The following is a 26,067-nucleotide window of genomic DNA, read 5'->3' on the forward strand; positions in this document are numbered from 1 at the left end:
GATCGGATTATGGCACAGCAAAAACACATAGTTAATAAACAGATTTTAGAAATTCATGTACCGAAACATTCGGATACATCGAAGATACAGCATGAATTGAGTTTGTTGTGTAGAAATCAATTGACGACTGTGTTGGATCGTGTGCTTAGCAAAGCGAATGTATCAGAATCATCACTTCAGATTGATAGACTAACATTAGATTTAGGAAATGTGTCTTTGCAAAATTTCGAAACTGCTTTTACCGAAAAATTACAAGAAGAACTCATAGCATATCAACGAGCAAATGTAGTTTTAGAAAAACAAAATAGTGATAATACTCATGAAGAAACACCATTAAGAGCTATCATTTATTATCTAAAGACAGGAGTATTACCTTGGTGGTCAAAACAAGGAAACAAAAATGATTTTCAGGAGCAATTAGCACTATTATTAGAACAACCAAGTAGCACATTTATTAGATTGTTAAAAGAGTTGCCTTGGAACCTTACCTACCTACAACGCTTTGTATATGCAAGTACAGAAGATCAATTATTAGCTTCTTTTAAACTGCTTACTAACCTTTCATCTCCTCAGATACTGAGGATTCAAAACATTATTCTTGATAACATTCAGAAGAAATATACTCTAGAAAGGAAGAAAATAATCAATAGCTTTTGGAAAACAGCTTTCTTAAAATATGCTGTAGCTACTACCGATTTCGCATTCCTAAAAGAACGTACAAAAGAGGTACTTCTGGATCTGGGGATTGATGAGAAAGAAGAACTTATAGTAGATAATGGGAGATATGCTTATCAGATTAAAAGATTAGTGGATTCTTGTAGTGCCTTGTATGCACAAAATGCAATAGGAAAGGAGTTTTTTAAGCAAGTATCATCTTTGGTAAATCATCCTTTTTTTGATCGGCTATCGACAAAGATATTGAAAGAGACGAAATCATTACTTACCGATGTAAGCAATACTTCTAAGGGAACTATAGAAGAACTAGATGCCAATAATTTGTTGAAGCCTTTAGCATTGCATTTACAAGGATTGCAAAAGGAATTGAAGCATTTAGGATCAAAGCCAAAATCTATCGTAACAGAACAGTTGTCTTCACCATTTGATGATACGGATTTTATATCCATACAAAATGCAGGATTAGTATTGTTCTGGCCATTTTTAGAACGCTTTTTTGAAAATATAGGAGTTATGAAGGATAAGAATTTCATAGATGAAGTAGCTCGTAACAAAGCAATTTGTGTATTACAGTATTTATGTGAAACCAAAGAAGAAGAATTGTTTGAAGGTGATTTAGTACTGAATAAAATAGTATGTGGTCTAGATATCGATACGGTAGTATCGCCAATTGAATTATCAGCCGAAGAAAAAGAAATAGCCCAAGGTTTGGTAACTGCTGTGATAGCAAAAGGACCCAAATGGAAAAATCTATCTTCTGATGGATTTAGAGCCTCTTATTTGTGTAGACAAGGTTCTTTGAGAACTAGAGATGGGCATTGGTTATTGCAAGTAAAAAGAGAAACTCATGATATTACATTAGAAAAAATACCATGGGGATTTCATACCATAAAGTTACCATGGATGCAAGAAATTTTGGTAGTAGAATGGTTGTGATTTAAGGGTGTTAGATGTTGGGTTTGAGGTTTGGTTGTTACACTGAGCTGTCATACTGAGCCTGTCGAAGTGCTGTCGAAGTGCTGTCGAAGTGTAGGGCAATGCAAAAAAGAAGGTCCATAATGACAATAGAAATATGAAATACGAAAACGAGGGCTGAGGTTCTCGAAGTCCGATTTACAAGGAAGAACTTTAGTGCAGTTTAAAAAAATAGAGATATGGAAAAATCAACAATCATAGAAACAAAAAATCATCATAAAACTATTACAAACGTAAATAGTAGTAATGCCCAAGTTTTACAAGCTGAACTTGCATGGTTAAGTTTAGTGTTACAAACTCGCTTAGAACTACATTTCCAACAGGAAACACCATATGAATCTGTTGAAGAATTAACTCCTCCAGATATAATGGGTAAGGAAGGGAGTTATACCAACTTTATCCAAGAACACAAACTCAACTTTGCAGAAAGACTACTACTAATTCTGGCATTAGTACCACATCTAAAACCAGAGGTTTTAGATATTTTACTTACTAAAAACAAGGATTATGACAGACGGTATAGTGAGTTTGGAGGAGTATTATTAGAAGGGCATTTGGGATTAATACCTACCGCAGAAACTGCGATGTTTTTATTGGCAGGAGATGACCTCCAAAAACGATTGATATATCATGGATTGGTTACTCAGCATTTTATAGGCATTCGACAAGGAATGATCAGTACGACACCGACTAAAGGAAACAGTCCTTTACTAAGCAGTATATGGATGGTATCTAATGAATATGTAGCCTCCATACTAACAGGAATACCCTATCAAGCAGTATATAGCCCTGATTTCCCTGCACAACAGTTACATACTAAGTTATCGTGGCATGATCTCATCGTCTCTAGATCTACAGCACGTAGCTTACAGGAAATCAGGGATTGGGTAACCCATGGGCAAACAGTTTTAGAAACTCTAGAACTCGGCAAGCGATTAAAGCCCGGATACAAAAGTTTGTTTTACGGACCGCCAGGAACTGGTAAAAGTATGGCTGCTGCATTATTAGGGAAAAGTACAGGAAAACAGGTGTATAAAATAGATCTGAGTATGACGGTTTCTAAATACATAGGAGAAACCGAAAAAAATCTAGCCAAAGTATTTGATCAAGCACAACAACACGATTGGATCTTGTTTTTTGATGAAGCTGATTCTCTGTTTGGGCAGCGTACACAGGTAAGCAGTGCTAATGATCGATACGGAAATCAGGAAATAGGGTATTTACTACAACGTATTGAGGATTTTCCTGGAGTAGTAATCCTTGCAAGTAATTTGAAAGACAATATAGACGACGCTTTTACCCGAAGATTCCAATCTATGATTGAATTTAAAATGCCAGGAGTAGAAGAACGCTACCAACTATGGCAACAATCGTTTGCGGAGAAACTACCATTAGATGTCAGTGCAGATCTATGGAAAATTGCAGAACACTATGATATTTCCGGTGGATTGATGATGAATGTGATACGGAAATGTACACTGCAAGCAGTAACCCATGAAAAAGAAACCATCTCTCAACAAAATCTGGAAACGGCTATAAAGCAGGAGTTACAGAAGGAGGGAGTGATTATAAGTTAAAGAACGTCAGTTCGAGTGATCACCTGAAATGTAATGGAAGGTAATTGTATCGAGAACTTATTAAAGCAACTAGTATTGATTGCATCTCGATATCCTCCAAAGGCGGACAGGCAATTTTATCAACCGCTCTTGCTTATGATAAAACCACTCGATGTGACGAAAAAAGACCAATATAAGTAGCAACCATGAAAACCGTCAATTCGAGTGTTTCGACATAGGAGAAACGTATCGAGAATAGGTTTTTTTAAGCTGAAGTAGATAGTAAAATCTAGACACAAAACACAATACGATGAAAACACAAAAAGATAAAACTCAAGAACCGCAGCACTCGATTACCTCGAGAGTTGCTAGTGAATCTAGCAACGGAGGTACGGCGCAACTTATGGATAACCGTACCTCTTCTATTAGTCAAAGAAAATTACGATCTGGAATGGATAGTATGGATAATAATAACAATCCGATCCAACGAAAAACTAGTCCTGAGCCTAGTCGAAGGAATAAGACCGGTTTACCCGACAACCTAAAATCCGGTATAGAAAACTTATCAGGTTACAGTATGGATGACGTAAAAGTATACTATAACTCCAGCAAACCAGCCCAATTACAGGCACACGCCTATGCACAAGGAACAGATATTCATTTGGCACCAGGGCAAGAAAAACATCTACCTCATGAAGCCTGGCATGTGGTACAACAAAAACAAGGGCGTGTAAAACCTACTAAACAATTAAAAAGTAAAGTAAATATTAATGACGATGCTGGGTTGGAGAAAGAAGCGGATGTGATGGGAAATAAAGCCCTGAGAACAGTTCCCTTTGGTATACAAAGGCAAACTGTCGATGAGTATAAGACATATTCAAATGTTGCACAGTTGAAGAAAAAAAGTGAAGATGCAAAGGTTGGAATCGAGATTGAAACCACATTGCCCGTTAGGAAAGATAATGAAGTAACTGAAGCGAACAATGTTTGGAGTAAAATTATTAAGATTATTTCAGAAAGAAATTATCCTGTAGAAGATCGAGAAGCTATCAGAAGAGTCATAAAACCTCAATACGAAGGTGAACTTTGGAACTTAATCTCTGCTTACCGTATAAATAATTCTTTGGATGCGAATCAAGAAAAAAGACTTTCAAAGTTTGCAACTAAAGCTTCAGAAAAACTTAGAAAAAAATTCGATCCTGGTTATAAAAAAGTTGTTCATAAAGGTATTGGGTGGGAGGCAATGGTTGATCATGTTCCAAAGGTAAGAAATGCTGCTGGTAGCGGAGAGTTAATGACTGATTCTGCCGTGGAAATCGTTACAAAACCAGTTTCTAAAAGGAAAGATGCAAAGAATATAATGACTAATATACAAAGTTGGTTGGGAACTGTTATTGCAGCAATTGGAAGAGAAAACTCGTATGTCGAAGGTGATTATCGATATGAAATTCCAGAAAGCCTTCGAAATACATTATTACCAAATGGTCAATTACTCGGAAATATACAGGTTAATGTAGGTATGAATTTAGAAGATGTACAAAGTATTTTTAAAGATTACGCAGATGAGTGGGATGATACTGTATTAAAAGGACCTAAAGACAGATATATACAAGAAGATAATTTGTGGAATACATTTGTCAGTAAGTATAATGTTTTTTCAGTAGACGGAATGGCAGAAGAAGATAAACCATATATACGGAGTATTGTTTTTCAGTATATGTATTTAGCACTTCGCCAAGAAAACTCTATGAAAAGGTCCAAACACCCCAAGAATAACTATCCAATTCTTCCCAAAACTACGATTAAGACCCAAGTAGCCGTAAGTTCGTGGGATAATAAGAATTTATGGGCAGGAAATAATATTTTTAGGCGCCGTATAGCTGACTCTTTATGGCTAGCGCTACAAGAACATAGCTTGTTTAAAAGAATGAATGCTTTTAGAGAACGGGTGTATGTCGGAATAATAAATAATTCAGAACCAGGAGAAATACCAGATACTTATTATTTAGAGGAACATTCAGGGTTACAAACAAAGAAAGATCAATATGCAGGTGTCTTTGAAATTAGGCATGGTCAAGATATTGAACACGTTGAGTCAGAATGGTTAAATATTTGGAATGAATATTTAGATGAACCTATCCCTTATAACTGTTGTTTTATAGGATTTTAAAATGTTTTTAAGATGGTCTTGACTTGTATCCACACTTGTCATAATGATCAATTTAATAAATAAGCTGTAAAAACCGTGAAAGCATCAATAGAGTATACCAAAGAATTGCAAGCCGAGATTATCCTTGATGGCGCGGATTTGCAATCTGTGCTGTTTTATAAATAAGTAAATAAAGAGTAATGAAAGTACCACTAGAAAACACTCAAGAACAACAGAAAAAGATAGTGCAAAATATACAACAAGAACCTAGTTCTAGTGGTGAGTCTACTATTGTTGACAACCGACCTGCTATTGCTGTACAACGCAAGCTAAAATCTGTAATAAGTAGTTCTGAAAAAATAACAACACCTATTCAGCGAAAACCAACAGGTTCCTCACGCTTTCAAAAAATAGCTTCACAAATGAGCCGGCAATACGGTGTAGATACTTCCTCTTTAAAAGCTACTCATAATTCTTCTTTTCCAGCAACACTAAATGCTGAAGCAACTATACAAGGCAAGAACATTCATTTTGCTCCGGGAAAGGATACTACAGAGAATATTAAACACGAAGTAGCACACGCAATTGATAATACATTGCACGGTACACCAAAGGGAGACACTACAGTAAATGGTTATAAAGTAGATACTACTAGAGAGAAAACGGTAGATCGTATGATCAGTAGCAATACTACTATACAACGAAAAAATAGTAAGAATGTAACTAGGAATAATTTTGTTATTCAACGTAGGGTTGTAAATAATGCAGAAAAAAATAAAGAAGCCGCAGAAAACCCTGATACTTATGTAAATGAAAATGCTGAAAATAATTGGTTTAAAGTTCTAGAACAGTTACAAAACGGAACCTTACAGCATTACAAAGGATCTGCACTATATGGATCGGTTGGGTCACTGGACGGATTAAAGAGTTATAGTAAGAATTCGTTCTTAAATTATTTTGGAATGAACGCATTATTAATGTATCGAAAAATGATCACAGAAAAATTGTTAGAAGATGCCATAGAACCAGTTAAAGATTGGGAAAAAGGACAACGACAAAAGAACTTTTATAATATTCACGGACAGGACAACAGACTTAATAGAAAATGGGAGGTCGATGAGCCTATCAAACCTTTAAAAGGAAATGTGCCTGGAAGTATGAATCCTACCTCAGATATTGATGTGAACCTGAGTGGTGATGGTACTGAGTTTGCTGTGTACTGGCTTAATCGTGAGTTTAAAGAAAAATATGGAAACGGTAGAGAATCAGGCGTAGTTTATGATATTAATTTTTATGCTCAGGACTTTGTCCCTAAAAAGGTTTTTGGATTAAAAGGGAGAGGAGAACTAGATAAAAATGGTAACGAAAAATATTATCAGAATGATAATTGGAGAACATATCAAATCGAAGATGAAGCAATAAAAAATGAAGATGAAGAAGAACAAGAAATAGCCTCTTTACTCATGATGCGGGTAAACATGAATCAAGCTGATTGGACAGATTATACAAATCAATTGAATCCACTTAACCAAAACAATCGATTAATATCACAACATGTTTTACAGGAAGTTGAAAGAAAGTATACAGAGCGAAACCAGCTTTTGAATGCAAATGGTAATGCCCCTACAAATTTGTCCCCGGATTTAGCAAAAATAGCTCCAGAGAATCGAATATATGAGAAGATTTTGCTTAAAAAAGTCATTGAAGCTAGAATGGAATATCAAATAGTAAAATGGAAGCTTAAGAACAATCCAAATGATCAAGACCTAAAAAATAGAACCGATCGAGCGTATAAAAATCTTAAAAAAGCAAAATCAGAAGCCTTAGCTTATGCCAATGAAGCTTATTATACTCAGGGAGCAGTAATCGGGGTAGTAGTGAATAAACAGATACTCGATAATATGTATAAAGATGACAGGTCTACAAAATATCTAAAACTAAAGCTTACACCCGCCGAATATTATCACGGATTTACAGAGCAGATAGGTTTTGCATTTCATAGCTTGAATGCCGCAGAAAATATGAATGATTTCATACGAATGGGAAAATATGTGCATAGAGCTTATAATTTGTTCAAACATTATTGTTTAGGAACAGATAAAGAGTACACCAGATATTTTTCAGAAAAAGAACGAAGAGCCGCTAGTAATTGGGAAGGAGTCAAACAAGGTAAAGAATATCAACAAGGACAAGGCTATGTTGACAGTCAATCCAGCAAAGAAGCGCTCATGGAAACTGTATTTGTTGACTTTTTGGGAATAAATAATTTAGACATGCCTATCTATAACTATTTGAAAAGCAAACCGGATTATTTGAAAAATAGTATCAAAGCAAAGTTACTAAACCTGAAAATAAAATTTGATAAAGCGCGTAGAGAGCCATGAGAATAGAAACATTTTTTAAACCAATATCTTACAATTACTAGGCAAAGCTTATTATTAGTATCAACAAAAAACTTATGAAATACGATGATGGTACAAAAGGATAAAACTCAAAAATCGCAATTACAAACTATAAAAAAAGAAGGACAAGAATACGCTACTATCGGAGAAGCTTCTTTTATAGATAATAGACGTTCAAGAATATATCGAAGAAAGTTGCAAGAATCGATACAAAACCCAAATATCTCAGATCAAAAGCAAGTAATTCAATTGAAACGGTCATCACGTATTAAGGAATTACAAAGAGAAGAAGAAGAAAGGCGTAGGATGCAGGTAGAGTTAGATTATCATGGTTTTTCGGTGGGCATACAAGAGATGAATGAGATCTATAAACACTCAAAAAAAAAGAACATCTATATTGAAGATTTAATTGATTTATTCAATACCGGAGCGGATTTCGAAGAAATAAAGGCTGTTTTAGAAATAGAACCTGATGTTGCTAAAGTCAAGGGACTTATGCAAACCAGTAGTGGAAACCCTGATCTCCAAGATATTCAGTATATGTCATCAAAAGATGGAAAAACGGGTAGTATTTATTTTTCAAACGGTAGGATCCGATTAAGACATGAGGATGGTCCTGGAATAGAAATTCATGAGCACGGAGTAGAGCGCTATCAAGTGCCTGATTCTGTGAAGAAATCTTTAGATCATAAATTTTTTGATACTTATTTTAATGAAGTTCAAAGTAATAATGATTACTTATTATCTTCTAGAGTACCATTAGATAGTGACAAGGTTTTGATAGAAGTAGCAAAAAATAAATATGGAAATGAAGAATACCATCCTTCTCGTGGTGCGGCTCAACCATTTGAAATAAAAGGTTTTCAACAAAGACATTTAAATATACTTTACAATATAGCTCACCAATCTTCCGAAGAAATCGCAGGTATCAACAGAGAAATTGAACAAGTAACGGTGATAATAGGAGAGATAAAAACAATAGATGAAGAACTTGAGGATTTTGAGGGAATTGAGTTGAATACTAGTGATATAGAACAAAAGACACGAAAGGAAGAGGAGAAGCGCTTAGAACAAGAAAAACTTAAAGAATTTCCTACTTTAAAAGAATTAGAATTAAAAAAGAAAGACACTATCCATGATTACAACGAGCTTTTAACAAAATGGGTAACCAATCATCCTATACTAAAACAGATTGTTTTAAATGATTAACCATTAAAGTCTCCAATAGTTTTATTTTTATGAATAGTTGCTATTAATTTTAGTACCAGCTTTCCATTCAAACAATTAGGGCTACCCCTTACAGAAGTACTTCCAAACATCAAAACAATACTTCCAACAATCACTTTAATAGTTCGAAAAGATAGAGCAAGGGTGATGATCCCAAAAAGAAGCACTTTTAAGAATCAATGTAATTCTTAGATGAGATAGGTTTAGGGTTTTAGGGCTTCATCTTAGGGCATCAATACCTTAAAGAACTACTTGGAAGTTTCATTTTAATCTTTATAAGTAGTTCTTTATCCTTTCGAAACAGTTTGTAATGGGGTAACAACTGATAAAATTACCCAAGTATGGATTATAGTAATCTATGTTTGTACTTCTTTATAGACTGTAAGCCTTATCAGCATGCCTATAGTAGGATCATTGTAAGATTGTCGCAAAATTCCCTTTATTTACCGTTTTTGTGATAGCCGTTAGCTGTCTTGTGATACTACTTTTGGAGAAACATAAATCAGTATATCATGGAACATAAAACATCACTCTATTCACTAAGAAAAACAATAGGAATTTTAGGGTTGGCATTACCATTATTACTTCTGGCAGCACATCAGGATTTACTTTCTAGTATGAGTCATTATTATTATACCGCTGGAAGTGTATTTTTTATATTGATCTTATCGGCTTTTGGATTGATATTAATCAATTATAAAGGCTATCCCAAAAAAGAAGGAGAACTACTAAGCGATCGGTTTGTTACTACTGCCGCAGGTATTTGTATTTTAATTACCGTATTGATACCTACGAAATCAGAGAATCCATTGGGTCAATTATATTTCACAGGATCTCCATATTTGTTTGGGCACGAGTCTAATGGGTTTTTAGGAGCTATCCATTTGTTGAGTGCAGCTTCATTCTTTGTTTTGTTGGGCTATATGAGTTTTTTCAAATTTGTATTAAACCACAATGCGTCAGCATCCAGAAATCGACTGTTTAAACGATGTGGTATTATCGTTTGGGCATCTGTAGGAGCGTTGGTTGCTATTTTTGCACTTGAAGCCATATTAGGAATTAATTTCGATACTATTATTCCGGCGTATACCTTTTGGATCGAGTGGGTAGCAGTATATGCATTTGCAGTAGCTTGGTTGGTAAAAGGAAGAATCCATCTAGATGTCGAAAAAATGATGAAGACTTTTAGTCAAGAAAAAAGTTTTGAGAAGCATTAGGACGTTGTAATAACTTTTTTGATTTGCAAAAACATCTCGCTAAATCCCTCTCTCATTTCGACAAGCTCCATGACCTGAGGGACTTTTTGTTTCCTTATTTAATAGATAGGGTTAGTCCGAATGTTTTTAAGCTTACATAAGTTCATACAGAATCTGTCGCAATTTTCCCTCTATTTACCGTTTTTGTAATAGTGATTGTATAGAACTGCCAGTAATTTTGAGGTATTAATAATTATAAATTCGATGAGGTATGAAAGCTACCAGTATTGCCAAGCATGAGAAAAGTTTTTTTGATACCGGAAGAGATACTGCCGGTAAGGAATTTATTTTAACACCAAGTTCCGTTTCTATTACAGGAAGTCATGAGAAGATGCCATATGTACAATGTCGTACAAAAAATGGAGACACTTCTTTTTATGTAAAAGAAAAACATACCAAAAATCAGATTGTACTACATTATACTGCTGGTTATCTAAAAGGAGATGTTGCCGCTTTGTCTAGACCCAATCATAGAGTATCTGTACCATTTATTATCGCTAGAAATGGAACAATTCTTAATATGTGGTCTTCTGCTTTTTGGGCTTATCATTTAGGTTCTAGAGCAGTAGGTGGAAATACAAACGGAGGTAGAAGAACCATCGCCATCGAAATGTCTAACATTGGATTTTTGAAAAGAATCGGTGATAATTTAGTGACTGTATATAATGATAATGATGTGTATTGTCATATTAGCGATACACAGTTTTATACCCAATTAGATATTCCATTTAGAGGAGAACAATACTTTGCGACACATACGGCTAAACAATATAAAAGCTTGGCTTTGTTACTTAAATATTTAACGGCAGAGTATAACATTCCTGCATCGTTTTTACCAGAAGATAAGCGATATGGTATAGTAGCAGAAGAAGAGTTAGTTAATTTCCGAGGAATTACATCTCATGTTAATTACAGATCTTCGGGTAAATGGGATATAGGTCCTGCTTTTGATTGGGATCAAGTTATCCAAGCTTTGTAATCTCAATATCAAAAGTCGGAAAATTACTTCAATTTGCCGTTTTTGTAATATAGAATAAGGGGTAATTCCCTGTAATTTTGAATCAAAATAATCCCTTAGATTCATTAAAATTCCCTTAAAATGAGACAAATTCAAACACAAGTTATGCTGTTGCTAATAACAGTGATGCTTTCGGGCTGTGCAAGTTACGGACCCAAAAACAAAGACCTTACGGTAGTATTGTCAAACACCCAACGAAACCTGACAAGTCTACAAGAAAAAATTACAGCTTCTAGTGAACCAAAAGAAAAAGAGTCTTTTGAAAAATTAGTAGTAAAAAGTAAAGAGTTATTTCCGGTATTAGAAAATTGTAATGATAAGTATGCATTGACTCCAGAATATGTAGCTACGCTTAAAGAAACAGAAAGAATTGTGGGTGATCTGGCTAGAAATTATGAAACTATTTCTGATAAGGAATATATCATCAATGCAATCTATCAGGATTATGATGCCAAATTACAGACCATCAATAATACTGCGAAAAATGACGCAACGACAAAAATTAAAGTAATTGTAAATTCAAATGAAGAAGAAGGATTTTTTGTGTTCGGAAAATTGTCCTTTGAGCAGGGACAGGATATTAAAAGATTTCGGTTTAACCAACCTACTCAAAATGCTGTTCAGGATTTTGTGCCTGGGTATTATTTATTTTGGTTAGAAAAAGATGGCCGAGTAGGAGCGCCAGAACTACATCTGATTATGAGTAATGGTGGCGAGGAAGAGAAAACATTGGTATTACAAACCCCAAAATAAGATATCATGTTAGTAGCAAAACTAAAAGAAGTTTGGAAAGAAATTACATTGCTAAGTACTTGGATAGCTTCAGTAGCAGGAGCGTTTATCATCCCATTACCATCTTGGCATGCATCGGATGATAATACCGTGTTTTTGATGAAATTCGGAGTTTTCATCGCTACGGCGCTAGCAGGTTTTCTGATTTTATATTCTTTAAAAAATAAAATGATCCAAACGTGGATGCGATTATCCATTAATTTCATTGTTATTTTAATAGGAACCTATGCTGCCTATCATTTTACCAGAGAAGCAAAAACATTACCATATTTAGAAAAAGACATTGTGATTGGTAATGAATTTAAGAATAGCAATCCTTTTGAAGCGTTTGAAGCTTCTCATGGATTTTTACCAGCTCGAAATGAACAGATGATGATCTTATTAGGAGATCCTGAAAAGGCATGGACCAAAGAAAGTATTGCATCAAACAGGATACAACTAATCGTACTCTTGTTTTTATGCTATATGTTTTCTGCCGGATTTATCATTTCGTTTTGTAATCTTATGATTTTGTATAAAGAGAAATATACAATCAAGGTAGAAGAAAAGAGTAGCGGCGAAACTCTAAAAGAAACAGTCTGAGTAAGGATTTTTATTTTGAAGCTATGATATCTCATAAGATTGGAATACAAGAGATCATAGGATGATTTATAAAAAGCGTTTCTGGCTATCTGATTGACTTTCTGTTTTTCTTAAATCTGTTTATACGACTTACCATCAAATACTTTATATAACTATCATTTTACATGTCGGAATATTACAAGTCTTTTGCGGGTTTGTTATATCAAGTTTTTTAGAACAGATCTAGTTTTGACCTTCATATAAATATACAGATAATAAACCCTAATTCATCGATTAGGGTTGATAGTCTGTAAAATTTAGAATTAAACGTAAACAAAAAAGTAAGACATGAGAATTAAATTACTAAACACTACATTTTTTCTGCTATTTTATATAGTAAGTTTTTCACAAACCTTTACCTCGGATAATTTAAACTTTGAGATCATTGATGTGGATCTCCAAACCGTCCGCGTAACAGGAGGTTCTGGTTTTCCTAGTGATTTGATAATTCCGGAGACTGTTACTGATCCAGGAGATAACACTACCTATACAATCACCACTATTGGTACAGCTGCTTTTAGGAATAGAGGACTTACTAGTGTGGTATTGCCTGAAACGCTTACAACATTAGAGTTTCGTGCGTTTAGAGATAATGGAGGAATTACCAGCATTATTATACCAGCAAGTGTGACTACCGTGGGAGTAGAAGCATTCTTCAGAAACTCACTCACAAAAGTAGTTTCACAAATCGTAAATCCACCAAGAATTTCTAATGGCTCTTTTGGAGATAAAAGTGTTATTGATTTAATAATACCAGAAGGTACGGAAACAGACTATCAAGACGGAAACTGGGTTGGCTTTCTATCTGTTTCAAACCCCATACAAACACCAGTTTGCCAAGATATCACCGTTTCTTTAGATGATGATGGTCTGGTAACAATCACAGGGAACGATATTGATGGAGGATCCACAGATAATGTGGGTATTGAATCTTTCACAGCAGAACCCAATAATTTTGATTGTAATAATCTTGGAGCAAATGAAGTAACTTTAACGATTACTAATGCTATAGGAAACTCTTCTAGTTGTATCGCTACGGTTACAGTAGAAGATAGATTGAATCCAACAGTTGTATGTCGGGATATTACAATCCAATTGGATAGCAATGACCAGGGATCTATATCAATTGCAGATATTGAAGTGGAAAGTGCAGATAATTGCAATATAGATAGCAAGAGTATTAGTCAAGATACCTTTGGTACTGCAGATCTAGGAGAAAATGAGGTAACCTTAACGGTTACTGATCAAAGTGGAAATTCATCTAGTTGTACAGCAATCGTCACCGTTATAGCTAATGATTTTCCTGTGGTGCGATGTCAAGATATTACCGTACAATTAAATGAAGGTGGGACAGTCTCAATAACTGCTACTCAGATGGATGCGGGTTCTACCGATACCGAGGGTATTGCGGCTTTTTCTGTTACGCCCAGTAGTTTTGATTGTTCTAATATAGGAGCTAATGAAGTAACGCTAACAGTAACGAATACCCGTGGAAACTCATCGACTTGTACAGCTATGGTTACAGTGGAAGATATCACTGCGCCAGTTATTGCCTGTCCAGAAAATATAACACTGGATTGTCCAGACATAGTAACCTATGAAGTAGCAGTTTCAGATTGCGATTTTGCCGAAGTTCCTAGTATTTTAGATGGTTTTACCTTATTAGGAACTTTAGGAACGAGCACGTATTTTATATCTGATCAAGAAATGACTGCTTCAGAAGCTTTCCAAAAAGCGCAAGAAGAAAGATTGGATATTCTTACCATTAATACTATAGAAGAAAATGAGTTTATACAAACGTTTTTAACCGATAATACGATTGATGGTGTTTTAATTGGATTGAATGATCAAGTTGAAGAAGATACCTTTGTATGGCAGAGTGATCAACCTGCTGCTTTTAGAAATTTCAACTCTGGTGAGCCGAATAATGTAGGGAATGAAGATTTTGTAAGGATGATAGCATCCTCTGGTCTTTGGAATGATATTACAGGAACTGTATCCACAAGATTCATTGTAGAATTTCATGATTATACTACAGGTCCTATTTTGATTAGTGGAGAAGAATCTGGTAATTTTTTCTTAGCTGAATCTACGACCAATACATTTTTTGCAAAAGATAATAGTGGTAATATCGCAAGCTGTTCTTTTGATGTTACTATTGCAGATGATACAGCACCCACTATTACTTGTGCACCGGACATCTCAGTTGCGACTGATCCTAACTCCAATGAAGCATCAATTACAATAGCTACACCAGCTTTTGGAGATAATTGTGGAGATCAAGTCATACCAGATACTTTTAATGTATCCTATCGTTTCAATGATTCAGGAGATCTTATCGATACTCCGACTATTTTATCTGGACTCAGCACAACTAATGCCGATGTTACTTTAGAAATAACGTTTAATGGAGATCATAATGATGCTGACAATGAGAAGTTTGTATTAACAGGGCCAGATGATCAAATATTGCTGGAAGAAAATAATAGCGGTTGTTCTATTGTAAAGCAATTCGTAGTTGTAGAACAGGAAACATGGAATACATGGATCAACACTTTCGGAGATGCTATTACGTTTACATTGTTGGAAAATAATTTTGTGGACGATAATCAATGTGGAAGTATAGACAATAACTTTTTTAGATTGCGATTACCACAGTTTGGTAACGTTTCAATTGTAAATGATTATACCAATACTTCAGATGCTTCGGGTGTATACCCTGTAGGAACCACTGTAGTAAATTGGACAATAGAGGATAATCAAGGTAATAGCATAAGCTGTGAACAACGTATTACGGTAAACGATACAGAGGCTCCAGTAGTTACTTGTGTAGATGATATTGTAATTGATTTAGATGAAACTAGTTGTAGTATGGTAGTAAATTTCGATCTTCCAAGTGCCAGCGATAACTTCGCTGTATTTGATAATACCTTAGATGATATTTTGTTACTTTTTAATCGAAAAAACTCTTTGGTTTCATCACTAATTCCAAATCCATTTGATTTTCAGTTAGACGAGGGTCTTAATGCGTCATCTATTGATGATGGAGGAGATGATATGTACGATGATGGAAACTTTATCAGTACAGATCTTTCTACAGGAACGATTACCTATTCAGATAATGTGGTTGTACCTCTTGCTGACTTTGGTACAAATGGTGCGTACTTTACCAGAAAAGTAGAAAATTTATGGTTATTAGCAGCCGATTTAGATGGTGTTACTGATTTTGATATTACGGGTGAGTTAGGAGCAGATGGAGATGGCTTAGCAGATGGATTTACAGCAACTATTACCGTAAACACGATCAACTATAACATATTTGTAAAACGAGTAAGAGAAGAGTTAGATGGTAGTTCTAGTGACCCTTCTGTTAACCATTTGATTATTATTCCAGAAAATGTAGAGGCTTCTCAGAATTTTGCGGATGATACCGATGATGATCAGCATCAGGTAACAGATCTTATAAACACCAATCGATTGTATTATTTATTGTTTGCTAGCATAGATAGCGGATTGGTAGATGATGCTACCATGCAGCTTATAGCAACTAGCTTTATAGATAACATCACCACCGCAACCGGAACAATTACGCAAACTGCAGGATTAGCTAGTGGAAGTGAGTTCCCCGCGGGAGAAACGGTAAATACTTTTGAGATTGCTGATGAATTTGGAAATACAACAAGCTGTTCTTTTACCGTAAATGTAAATGAAACTACAACTCCTACTGCTGTATGCCAGGATATAACCGTTCAATTAGATGAAGATGGTCAGGTAAGTATTACTGCGGCAGATATTGATGGCGGATCATCTGATAATTGTGGTATTGCAGAAATGAGTATAGATGTGACTACTTTTGATTGTGGATCGATAGGCGAAAATACAGTAACGTTAACAGTAGTAGATAATAATGGTAATACAGATAGTTGTACTGCTATTGTAACGGTAGAAAATCCTTCAGAACCACAAATTAGTTGTCCTGCTGATCAGACTGTAGCGTCAGATGAAGGAAATGACACCTATCAGTTACCGGATTACTTTGCTATTGGAGAAGCAATAGCAATAGGAACTTGCGCTAATCCGTTAGTCACTTTTACACAGAATCCTGCCCCAGGAACACTATTGTCAAGTGGTACTACAATCGTTACTCTTTGTGCAGCAGATGAAAGTGGAACAGAGATCTGCTGTAGTTTTGAGCTTACTGTAGATCCAACGCTGAGTACAAATGAATTCGAACTTTTTGCTGGAGTATCCATATATCCAAACCCGGTAATTGATATATTACATATTACGAACTCAAATAAAACTACGCTAAACAAAATAGAGATATATGATATCAATGGTAGATTGGTATTAACATCTTCTAAAAGTAAATCGAATGATGACATAGAAATTAATGTTTCAAATTTAGAAAGTGGGTCTTATTTTGTTAGTATTCAAGGTGTAGGAGGAAGTGTTGTCAAACAATTAATAAAGAAATAAGAGGTACTAAAATTTATAGGATAAATTTTCGTTAGTAATTTTTAGAAAAGGTCCTGCGTATTCCTTCACAGGACCTTTTTAATAACCTTCTTTACCAGTTCTTATATGAAATTACTGAAATACGAAATTGAGCTATTTTGAATTTAGACAAGGAAGAAAATTTATGGATAGCCCTAGCAATCGATACATTTTGTGACGAAGCATCAAGTCAAAAGAGACAATTTTATACTGTTATTTCATATGAGAAATGGTATTATACCAAGTAATAAAAATATATAGTATACCGATATGGAAAAAATGATAAATAAATATAGATTGGAATTAGTACTAGTTATTTTCTATGCACTTATATGGTTTATCGGATATGTTGTTTTTAGTTGATATTTAATATTATACAGAAAAAATACCTACCCCGAAAAAGCTAGATCATATCATTTAGTAGTACTGTGATATGTGTGCAAAAGCACTTTGTTAATCACATAATTCTAGATTTCTTACATCTATCGTACTCGCCCTCTTAAGATTTCACGTTTGTACCATTATTTTTCGTCGGAAATTTACACAGATTATCCGTTTTTGTCCTAGATTCGTCAAAAATGTATTTATACTTTTGAAGAGTAAATGCAAAGCACCGCAGGTGTCTAAAAAGCATTAGCGCTAGATAATGTAGCTGTAATAGTAAAAGGAAGTTAATAAACCTAAGATAGATGAAATCCATAAATATTAGTACCGTACTTCAAATAGTAGCATTGATCTTTTTGATCATTATTGGTTACATGACTTTTAATAGTAGTGAAAATTGGAAAGTAATTACTTCAGAGTTAGAGAAAGCAAATAAAGAGTTGAAAATATCAAAAGATACCCTGGCTATTACAAAAAATCTTTTAAAAAATTCTAGAATAGAATTTAAACAGATGAAGGCACAAAAAGATTTACTGATTCATCAGCGAGATTCTATATTATTTGCTTTTAAAAAGAAAAACGCAAAGGATTGGAATGAATTACAAAACATCAAAGATTCTATTCAGCAAACGAATAATCAGTTGACAAAAGACCGTGTGCTATTAGAAGGATTATTCGGATTAAATCAGTAACAAGGACTTCTTATAAAATTAATATATCATGAATAAAATAATCGTACTCATTTTCATTTTTGTAATACCAAAGGCTTTCAGTCAGGTAGCAGATTCTTTGCAGGTTATCAAGATTCCGGCTGCTTATGCAGATCATTCTGGAGAACCATTGACCGTTAAAAAAGATAGTTTGTATAGGTTTGGAACCGCTGATATTTTCTTAGTGAATAAAAAGTCTTTTTTGGCTATTAAGAACGTATATCAGAGTACGATTGATCAGGATAGAATGACCAAAGAGTTGGTGGAAAAATATACCCAAACCTTGCGAAGAAATATGGATTTAGAGCGACGATTAGGATTTAATTTTGCGAAGACTGATAGTTTGGATTTGTTAGTATATCAAAAAACTCAAAACACTTTGGATCATACGCAAAAAGCATTGGAGTATACGATTAATAGTTTGGATAAAGCAAGTACCAGTTTAGAATTGGTAGAAAAGGCAGCAAAACGACAACGAAGAAAGAGTGTTTTTGAGAAAATATTAATTGGGATTGCTGGTGTAGGTGCTGGAGTATTGATCGGAGTTTCATTGTAAAACGAGGAGGATATTTTAGAACCAAAGATGTGTTTTTCATAAATTAAATAGGAATTTAGTGAGATGTTGTCAAAATCTGTTTAGAAGGACAGGTTTTAACAATTCTTAGCGATAGGATTAAGAAAATGATAAGTAGCTTTGTTTTTTACTGTAAACCAATTATTCCTGTAACCCTGATTTTTGATGAGATTCTTTGAGGTACTATCTTATATACCCAAGTACGATGTTATTGGTAAAAACCAAAGCTTTTTTATTGTTCTAGGCTTTTTCCTCTGCATCAATCTCACTTTTGCTACACAAAAATCGAAAAAGATTGATAGCCTTCGGAATTTAGCGGAGGCCTATACAGATGAAGATACCATAAAGGTAAACCTTCTCAACACCATAGGATATGAATATTGGATTATGGATGCTAATGAGTCCATAAATTTTGGTTCTGAAGCATTAAAACTGGCAGAAAAATTATCCTATCCAAAAGGAATAGCAAGGGCTAATCGAGTAGTAGGAGTAGCCTATTGGGCACAAGGGAATCTTACGCAAGCTTTACTATTTCTAAACAATGCTTATAAAGCCTATGAAAGTATGCAAGATAAAGAAGGTATAGCCAATTCTACACTTAATATTGGAATGGTGTATGCCGATCTTAAAGAATACAAAAAGGCTCAACAATATTATGAGCGAGCTATTAATGAGTTTACTGCTTTAGGATTAAAAGGAAGAATAGCGACCACCTTTACCAAAATAGGAACCATGTTGGTAGAGCAACGAAAATATGAAGAAGCCTTAAAATATCTTACCGATGCATTAAAAATGCATACTGATACCAACTTTACTTATGGTATCGCAGAAGCTCATAACAAACTAGGAATTCTGTATCTCTATAAAAATGAAATTGAACAAGCGTATTACCATATTAACAGATCCAAAGATTTAGGCAGTAAGGTAAGTGATACAGATGGACTAACGAATAATCTAATTCTCCATGGTAAAATCTTAAGACTATCAGGTAAATTAGATGAGGCAGTAAAAGAAATTAGTATGGGATTGAGGTTAGCCAAAGAGAACAACCTTAAAAAATATGAACTGTTTGCTTATGAGGAATTAAAGGAGATTAAAAAGCTACAGTCTAAACCCGAAGAAGCCTATTATTTCTATGACAAGTATATTGTGCTACGAGATTCGCTCTTCAACTTAGAAAAATCTAAACAGATAGCGTATATAGAATTTGCGAATGAATTAGAAAAAAAAGATAAGGAATTAGTGTCTTTTAAAGCACAGGAGAAGAAAGATGATATTATCCAGCTTATTTTGGTGCTTAGTGTAATTATCATAACTATTAGTGGTTGTTTTATTTATATCATTTCTGTACAACGTGCAAAAAAGAGTAGCCAATTAGCCGTAAACAAGAAAGAACTATTAAAAAAGGAGTTGGAAAACTCAGAGCTAAAACAAAAAGAATTAAAACAACAATTAGAGTTTAAAAATAAAGAGTTGAGTACCTATACTTTAAACTTTATTAAGAAAAACGAAATTGTACAAAATATTCAGCAAACTATACAGAAAATTAAAAAATCTCCTTCAATAGAAAAAACAAAATTAATTGCTGATCTAAATAAGATCGTTCGAAAGAATATAAGTATTGATAAGGACTGGGAAGATTTTAGTCGATTTTTTGAAGATGCCCATCAAGGTTTCTATGTTTCATTAAAATCAAAACATCCAGACCTAAGTACCAACGATCTAAAAATATGTTCTTTAATTCGGTTGAATCTTAATGTAAAAGAAATGGCTGGTATTTTGGGGATCTCTCCAGATAGTGCAAGAACGGCAAGATATCGACTTCGAAAAAAGCTACAACTAGCTCCAGAACAAGAAATTTTCTCCTATTTGGTACAGCTAGAAAAGGAAAACACCTAAGTATCATTGTTCACTGAAATTTTATTGATATTAATATTTAAAGAACTGATATTCATATAATTAAATATTTGTTGTCTACATAATGTATACGCTTTTTTAACAGTTTTATACAGGTCGTATACACTTTGTACTTACTGTTATTGTGGGTTTCGTGTTGTTGTTTTATAGTTTTACAGAAGTAGATTTTTCTACAGTTATTAACCTTCTTAAAACGATCACAATGACAAAACCAAAGACAGCTTATGCAAAGAGTGGAGATGTAAATATCGCTTACCAGGTATTCGGTTCGGGACCCGTAGACCTAGTATACATACCAGGATGGGTTTCTAATATAGATCTAATGTGGTCTTGTCCGGAATTGGTTAGTTTTTTCGAAGAATTAGGAAAATTTGCCAGAGTGATTCTTTTCGACAAAAGAGGAACAGGTTTATCCGATAGAGTTGTAGAATTTGCAACATTAGAAGAACGAATGGAAGATATTACTGCTGTTATGGATGCAGCAGGATCCGAAAAAGCTATATTATTTGGACATTCAGAAGGAGGAAGTGTTTCGGCATTGTTTAGTGCTACGTATCCAGATCGTGTTATTTCATTAATTGCTTTTGGAATTTTTGCAAAGAGAAGATATGCTGATGACTATCCTTGGGCGCCAACCGATCAGGAGCGTCAGGAAGTGTATGACATGATCGAAAACAATTGGGGGAGCGGTGCTATGAATCTAGAATCGTTGGCACCATCAAAAGCTAAGGATAAGGTGTTCATGGAGTGGTTGGCAAACTACTTTAGATCTGGAGCCAGTCCTAGAGCTGCCATGATATTGACCAAAATGAATACCCAAGTAGACATTGTTAATATTTTAGGTTCCATAAAAGTACCAACATTATTACTTCAGAGAGTCGGTGATATCGATGTAAAAATAGAAGAAGGAAGATTTATTGCAGATCGAATTCCAGATTCGAGATTGGTGGAGCTAGAAGGAGATGACCATTTGTTTTGGGCAGGAAATACGTTTGAAGTTTTAGAAGAAATAAAGTCTTTTGTTGATAGTATTAAAGTAACTTCTGAACCAGTATATGAAAGAAAGTTGTACACCTTTATGGTTGGACATTTAAAAGCTGCAGAAGCATATCAATATTCGGTGAGAAATTTGGTTAAGAAATTGGCAAATACGTATAAAGGAAATTTGGTAATCGATACTAAAAACTCTTTTACCATTACCTTTGAAGGACCTAGCAAGGCAGTACATTGTAGTACTGAGCTGGTAGAAGCAGTGCAAAGTTTTAATGCTCAGATTTCGATAGGAATTGACATTAGAGAATGTTCTGTAGTAGATTGTATTTGTGAAGAAACTGAAGATTTTGTTGCCCTTGTAGCGAATCAAGCAATCCCAAATCAAATCATATTAACAGAAACCGTAAAGAATCTACTTATCGGTGTAAATATTAATATCACTCCGCAAAAGGCAGTCTTTAAAACCGACTTAGGTACTTCTATACTTTTATATACTGCCTCGAAAAAGCAGAAGTCTGAAAAAATTGTCTCTCATATTCCTAAAGTTAAAGACCCATACAAGGATTCATTTTTACAACGGGTTATTCAAAATATTAATAATCACTTAAGCAATGATTTTTACGGAGTTACAATACTGTGTAGAGAGATAGGAGTTAGTGAACGACAACTACAAAGAAAGCTCAAAGCCATTACCAATAAGTCTCCAAATCAATTGATATCTTCTATTCGATTGCATAAAGCCAAAGAATTATTAATGAGTAAACAGAGTACGATTGCAGAAATAGCTTTTCAGACAGGTTTTTCGAGTCCTTCTTATTTCTCGAAATGCTTTAAAAAAGAATTTGAAATCAGTCCTTCTGATTTTATAAACTAAAAAATAGGAAGGATATATTTATAAATTTCCTATCAAAAGTGTCCGCAAAAGGTTTTCCCATATTTCTTTCAGATTAATACCATAATCTGTGTTGGCACACGATTAAAAATGGGTGAAAAATGAGTTTCTGTCTAGTTTTTGTGCAGTAAAAACATAGTGCTGAGATACGAATTATAACTAAATTCGGTAGCGTTTTTTAAAAAATTAGACTAACTCAACTTAACTCATATTTCATGAAAAACAGCGCTAAACACAGACAACTAAAACTATTTGTTTTATTATCTATCATTGTTATTAATGGTGTTTTATCTCAAATCAATAATCCCACCTTTTTAAATCAGTTATCTCCCTTAAATTTGAACTATACTGTTTCTGGTTCATTAGAAAAAAAAGTAACCATTAACGTGTCTACTACTTTTAATTATGCAAACCTTAGTATTTTGGCTGATGGCAAGGTTATTTTGGATAATATTGATATCATTTCTAGTGGGACCCATTCGCTAAATGCTATCGTGCGATTTCCCCAAAGTGGACAAATAACGCTCACTATTGCAACCCGATCAGGTAATGTTACTATTAACCAATTGAATTTTCAGGATATCTCTATTCAATATCCATTATTTACAGATGTAACCCAATCTGCTGGAATTACCACAGGTCCTGCTCTAAAATATGCAGGTCCTACCATAGCGGATATGGATAATGATGGAGATTATGATATGATTTTTAATAATCATAATGACCCTAATAATCCGAGCAAGTTAGTTTGGAACGATGGTAATGGAGTTTTTGATCGCTCTTTTAATTTGGCAAGATGGCGATTACAGGATTTACACGGATCTTCTGCAGCAGATTTTGATAATGATGGAGATTTAGATTTGGTAGCAACACGTGGAGGAGGAAATGGAACTAGTCCAAATACACCAGATTTTTATATTAACAATAACGGAACACTAACTTTGGGGAATGATCAGGTAGGCATCACTGAAGGCGCTAGAGGAAGATCAGCAGTCTGGGGAGATTTTGATTCGGATAATGATTTGGATTTAGTTTTGTTGAATGCACAATGGAATAATCCTAATGGAGGAAAACATGTGATCTATAGAAATAATGGAAATGGACGTTTTGAAACTATACGGGTTCCAAATTTTGAAAATGCGGCCGGAGATCGATTTTTGCTTACAGATATTGATGGTGATCATATAGATGATTTTATTGTTTTCTTTCCAATATCTGTATGGAAAGGGAATGGAGATTTCACATTCACAAATGTAACCTCTCAATGGATACCAGCAGGAGTACAAGGACTTCCTAGTATGCTCGCAATGGCTGACTTTGATATGGATAATGATGGAGATTTGGATATTTATATCTCTCGCGGAAAAACTTATACGCAAGTAGCAGATAAGGCAATTGACTATAATCCGGTCACTCAGATTATGCACGTCAAAGACCGAGGAGATGAAGGGAGATCTCTGATTGATTTTACAGCAGTAGGAGATTTTACCTTAAAAGGTTTTGAAGCTGTTTTTAGAAGTACTTATAATGGAGATTATCCAATATTCTTAGGTAGTGCAAAAACACCAGTTGATCTAACTCAAATTACAGGAGAACGTATTATCAAGCAAAACCAAGCACAAGGTTGGCCATCGGCAAGAAATCAAAATGGGATATATATCGGTCATACAGGTAATGGAAACTGGAAACTAGAATCCGTTAGAACAGGTGTACTGTACTGGTCGATATCATGGACTCTTGAAGGTATTAGCTCGGCAACTCCAGGTTTTACACCCAACAACAAAAATGTATATGATATATTACTTAAAAATGAAGGAAACAAATTTGTAAATGTTGCTAATGATTGGAATGTTCCTTTAGGAGGAAACAGTTGGGGTGTTACAACTGGTGATTTTAATAATGATGGGTTTGCAGATATCTTTGTAAATCGATATCCACTATTGAACGAAAGAGTTTCGGATTATATGTTGTTAAATACTGGTAATGGTAAGTTTGAGGTGACTACTTCTCATGGAGCTGATGATGCAGGTGAAAGCAGTCATGGAGATCAAAGTCAGGCTTTTGACTACGATCTTGATGGAGATGTAGATATTTTGGACGGAAGTGATGAACGTGGGACTTGGCATCTGTATTCAAACCAAAGAACAGATGCTAATAATTACGTGATAGTAAACGTAGGGTATTCTCCTAATTCGAATATTGATCCAATTTCTGCAGAAATAACTGTAAAAACCAATACAAAAACATTGTTTAAGCGGGTTGGTTCTTCAGGCTCCGCACACTCTCAAAGTTTACTCAATATGGTTCATTTTGGTTTGGGTAATGATGCTCAAATTCAAGAAGTAACAGTAAGGTGGCGCAATGGTGAAACTAAAACATTCACAAATGAATCAGTTAATCAAGTTTTGAGCACAGATGGTAATATAACAGAAGAAGAAAAAGCAACATGTGATTTGATACCGAGTATGATTCCTGCAAAACAATCCATTGTAGTTCCAGTGCGATACACGGCAAATCAAACTAGAGATATTGTGGTTTTAGCTTATGTTAATAATACTTGGGCAGGTACAGGTAAAGTTACAGTTAACAAAGGCTCTGGAGTTGCTAATGTAGTGATGAATTTTTCAAGTACTCCAGTAGCAGGTACAACATACGAATTTAGAACTTCTATTCGATCTGTTGATGCTCCTTGGCAACAAAGTATAACATTATGTACAAATGAAAATATTGCTGTTGCTAACGGAACTGAACTTGTGGATTGTTCTGTGTTACCTGTTAAAATCAACTCGAATACAAGTATTACGGTTCCGATTTACTACGCTGCAAACACTAATCGAGATGTAATCGTTGCTTTATGGAATACCAATTGGCTTGGAGTAGGAAAAACTACCGTGTCTGCAGGATCTGGTATTGCAAATGTTACGATTACCGTACCAAATGCTCCTGTTTCAGGAACAACATATTCTTTACGAGGAGCTATAAGACCAGAAGGAACAGGATGGCAGCAAAACATTTCAATTTGTATTCAGGATAATGTGACTGTGCCAAATGGTTCGAAATCAAAAATCGATACTACAAAATATGAGCAACCATTCAGTATTTCACCGAATCCTTCTTATGAAGAAATTCAACTTTTAGGGGTGAAATCTGGAAAGCATAAAGTACTGATTTTTGATTTTGCAGGTAAACTTGTTAAAGATACACTTATTAAAAGTGAGAATCATACAATTGATATCAGAGATCTAAGTAGAGGAACCTATTTTGTAAAAATTGATGATAGTTTAGAAGGAGTTCAGTTTGTGAAGAAATAAAGTGTTTTACAGTAGATCGTGGTTGGGTTTATTAAATCAATATGATGTTTGTATATTCTATTAGTTCGCTTAATTAAGAGATTACTTTCTATATTTTACAATGTTTTGAGGAGACAAA

15 protein-coding genes are annotated in these 26,067 nt (G+C 34.5%); all 15 read left to right on the forward strand.

The features are described 5' to 3' along the window. Nucleotides 1-9 precede the first annotated feature (9 nt). A complete protein-coding gene (locus Q1B37_RS08775) occupies nt 10-1,611 on the forward strand; it encodes a contractile injection system tape measure protein (RefSeq protein ID WP_299897942.1) in 1,602 nt (533 codons plus the stop codon). 218 nt (nt 1,612-1,829) lie between these two features. Further along, on the forward strand, nt 1,830-3,227 hold the full coding sequence (locus Q1B37_RS08780) for an ATP-binding protein (protein WP_299897945.1): 1,398 nt from the start codon (nt 1,830-1,832) through the stop codon (nt 3,225-3,227). Nucleotides 3,228-3,516: 289 nt separating this feature from the next. After that, the gene (locus Q1B37_RS08785; protein ID WP_299897948.1) at nt 3,517-5,376 is read left to right on the forward strand and encodes a DUF4157 domain-containing protein; all 1,860 of its coding nucleotides are present in this window, start codon (nt 3,517-3,519) and stop codon (nt 5,374-5,376) included. A gap of 179 nt (nt 5,377-5,555) precedes the next feature. Next, complete coding sequence (locus Q1B37_RS08790) at nt 5,556-7,739, forward strand: hypothetical protein (protein WP_299897951.1); 2,184 nt, start codon at nt 5,556-5,558, stop codon at nt 7,737-7,739. An 84-nt stretch (nt 7,740-7,823) separates the two neighbouring features. Beyond that, on the forward strand, nt 7,824-8,966 hold the full coding sequence (locus Q1B37_RS08795; RefSeq protein WP_299897954.1) for a hypothetical protein: 1,143 nt from the start codon (nt 7,824-7,826) through the stop codon (nt 8,964-8,966). A 530-nt stretch (nt 8,967-9,496) separates the two neighbouring features. Then, nucleotides 9,497-10,201 (forward strand): hypothetical protein, encoded by a 705-nt coding sequence (locus Q1B37_RS08800; RefSeq protein ID WP_299897956.1) that lies wholly within the window; start codon nt 9,497-9,499, stop codon nt 10,199-10,201. Nucleotides 10,202-10,451: 250 nt separating this feature from the next. Beyond that, the gene (locus Q1B37_RS08805; RefSeq protein ID WP_299897959.1) at nt 10,452-11,219 is read left to right on the forward strand and encodes an N-acetylmuramoyl-L-alanine amidase; all 768 of its coding nucleotides are present in this window, start codon (nt 10,452-10,454) and stop codon (nt 11,217-11,219) included. Nucleotides 11,220-11,339: 120 nt separating this feature from the next. Beyond that, nucleotides 11,340-12,011, forward strand: a complete 672-nt coding sequence (locus tag Q1B37_RS08810) for a hypothetical protein (protein WP_299897962.1) — start codon at nt 11,340-11,342, stop codon at nt 12,009-12,011. A 6-nt stretch (nt 12,012-12,017) separates the two neighbouring features. After that, entirely contained in the window at nt 12,018-12,632 is a 615-nt protein-coding gene (locus tag Q1B37_RS08815; RefSeq protein ID WP_299605250.1) for a hypothetical protein, read from the forward strand. A gap of 327 nt (nt 12,633-12,959) precedes the next feature. Then, nucleotides 12,960-17,150 carry an HYR domain-containing protein gene (locus Q1B37_RS08820; RefSeq protein ID WP_299897964.1) on the forward strand — a complete coding sequence of 1,397 codons (4,191 nt, stop codon included), beginning with the start codon at nt 12,960-12,962 and terminating at the stop codon, nt 17,148-17,150. A 707-nt stretch (nt 17,151-17,857) separates the two neighbouring features. Continuing rightward, nucleotides 17,858-18,244, forward strand: coding sequence for a hypothetical protein (locus Q1B37_RS08825; protein ID WP_299897967.1), 387 nt, complete (start codon nt 17,858-17,860; stop codon nt 18,242-18,244). A gap of 28 nt (nt 18,245-18,272) precedes the next feature. Continuing rightward, on the forward strand, nt 18,273-18,818 hold the full coding sequence (locus tag Q1B37_RS08830; RefSeq protein WP_299897970.1) for a hypothetical protein: 546 nt from the start codon (nt 18,273-18,275) through the stop codon (nt 18,816-18,818). Nucleotides 18,819-19,001: 183 nt separating this feature from the next. After that, nucleotides 19,002-20,735: a tetratricopeptide repeat protein gene (locus Q1B37_RS08835; protein WP_299897973.1), complete on the forward strand. Its 1,734-nt coding sequence runs from the start codon at nt 19,002-19,004 to the stop codon at nt 20,733-20,735. A 220-nt stretch (nt 20,736-20,955) separates the two neighbouring features. Beyond that, entirely contained in the window at nt 20,956-22,620 is a 1,665-nt protein-coding gene (locus tag Q1B37_RS08840; RefSeq protein ID WP_299897976.1) for an alpha/beta fold hydrolase, read from the forward strand. 233 nt (nt 22,621-22,853) lie between these two features. Beyond that, a complete protein-coding gene (locus Q1B37_RS08845; protein WP_299897978.1) occupies nt 22,854-25,949 on the forward strand; it encodes an FG-GAP-like repeat-containing protein in 3,096 nt (1,031 codons plus the stop codon). Nucleotides 25,950-26,067: the final 118 nt, after the last annotated feature.

The organism is uncultured Aquimarina sp. (genome assembly GCF_947492965.1).
GTDB lineage: Bacteria > Bacteroidota > Bacteroidia > Flavobacteriales > Flavobacteriaceae > Aquimarina.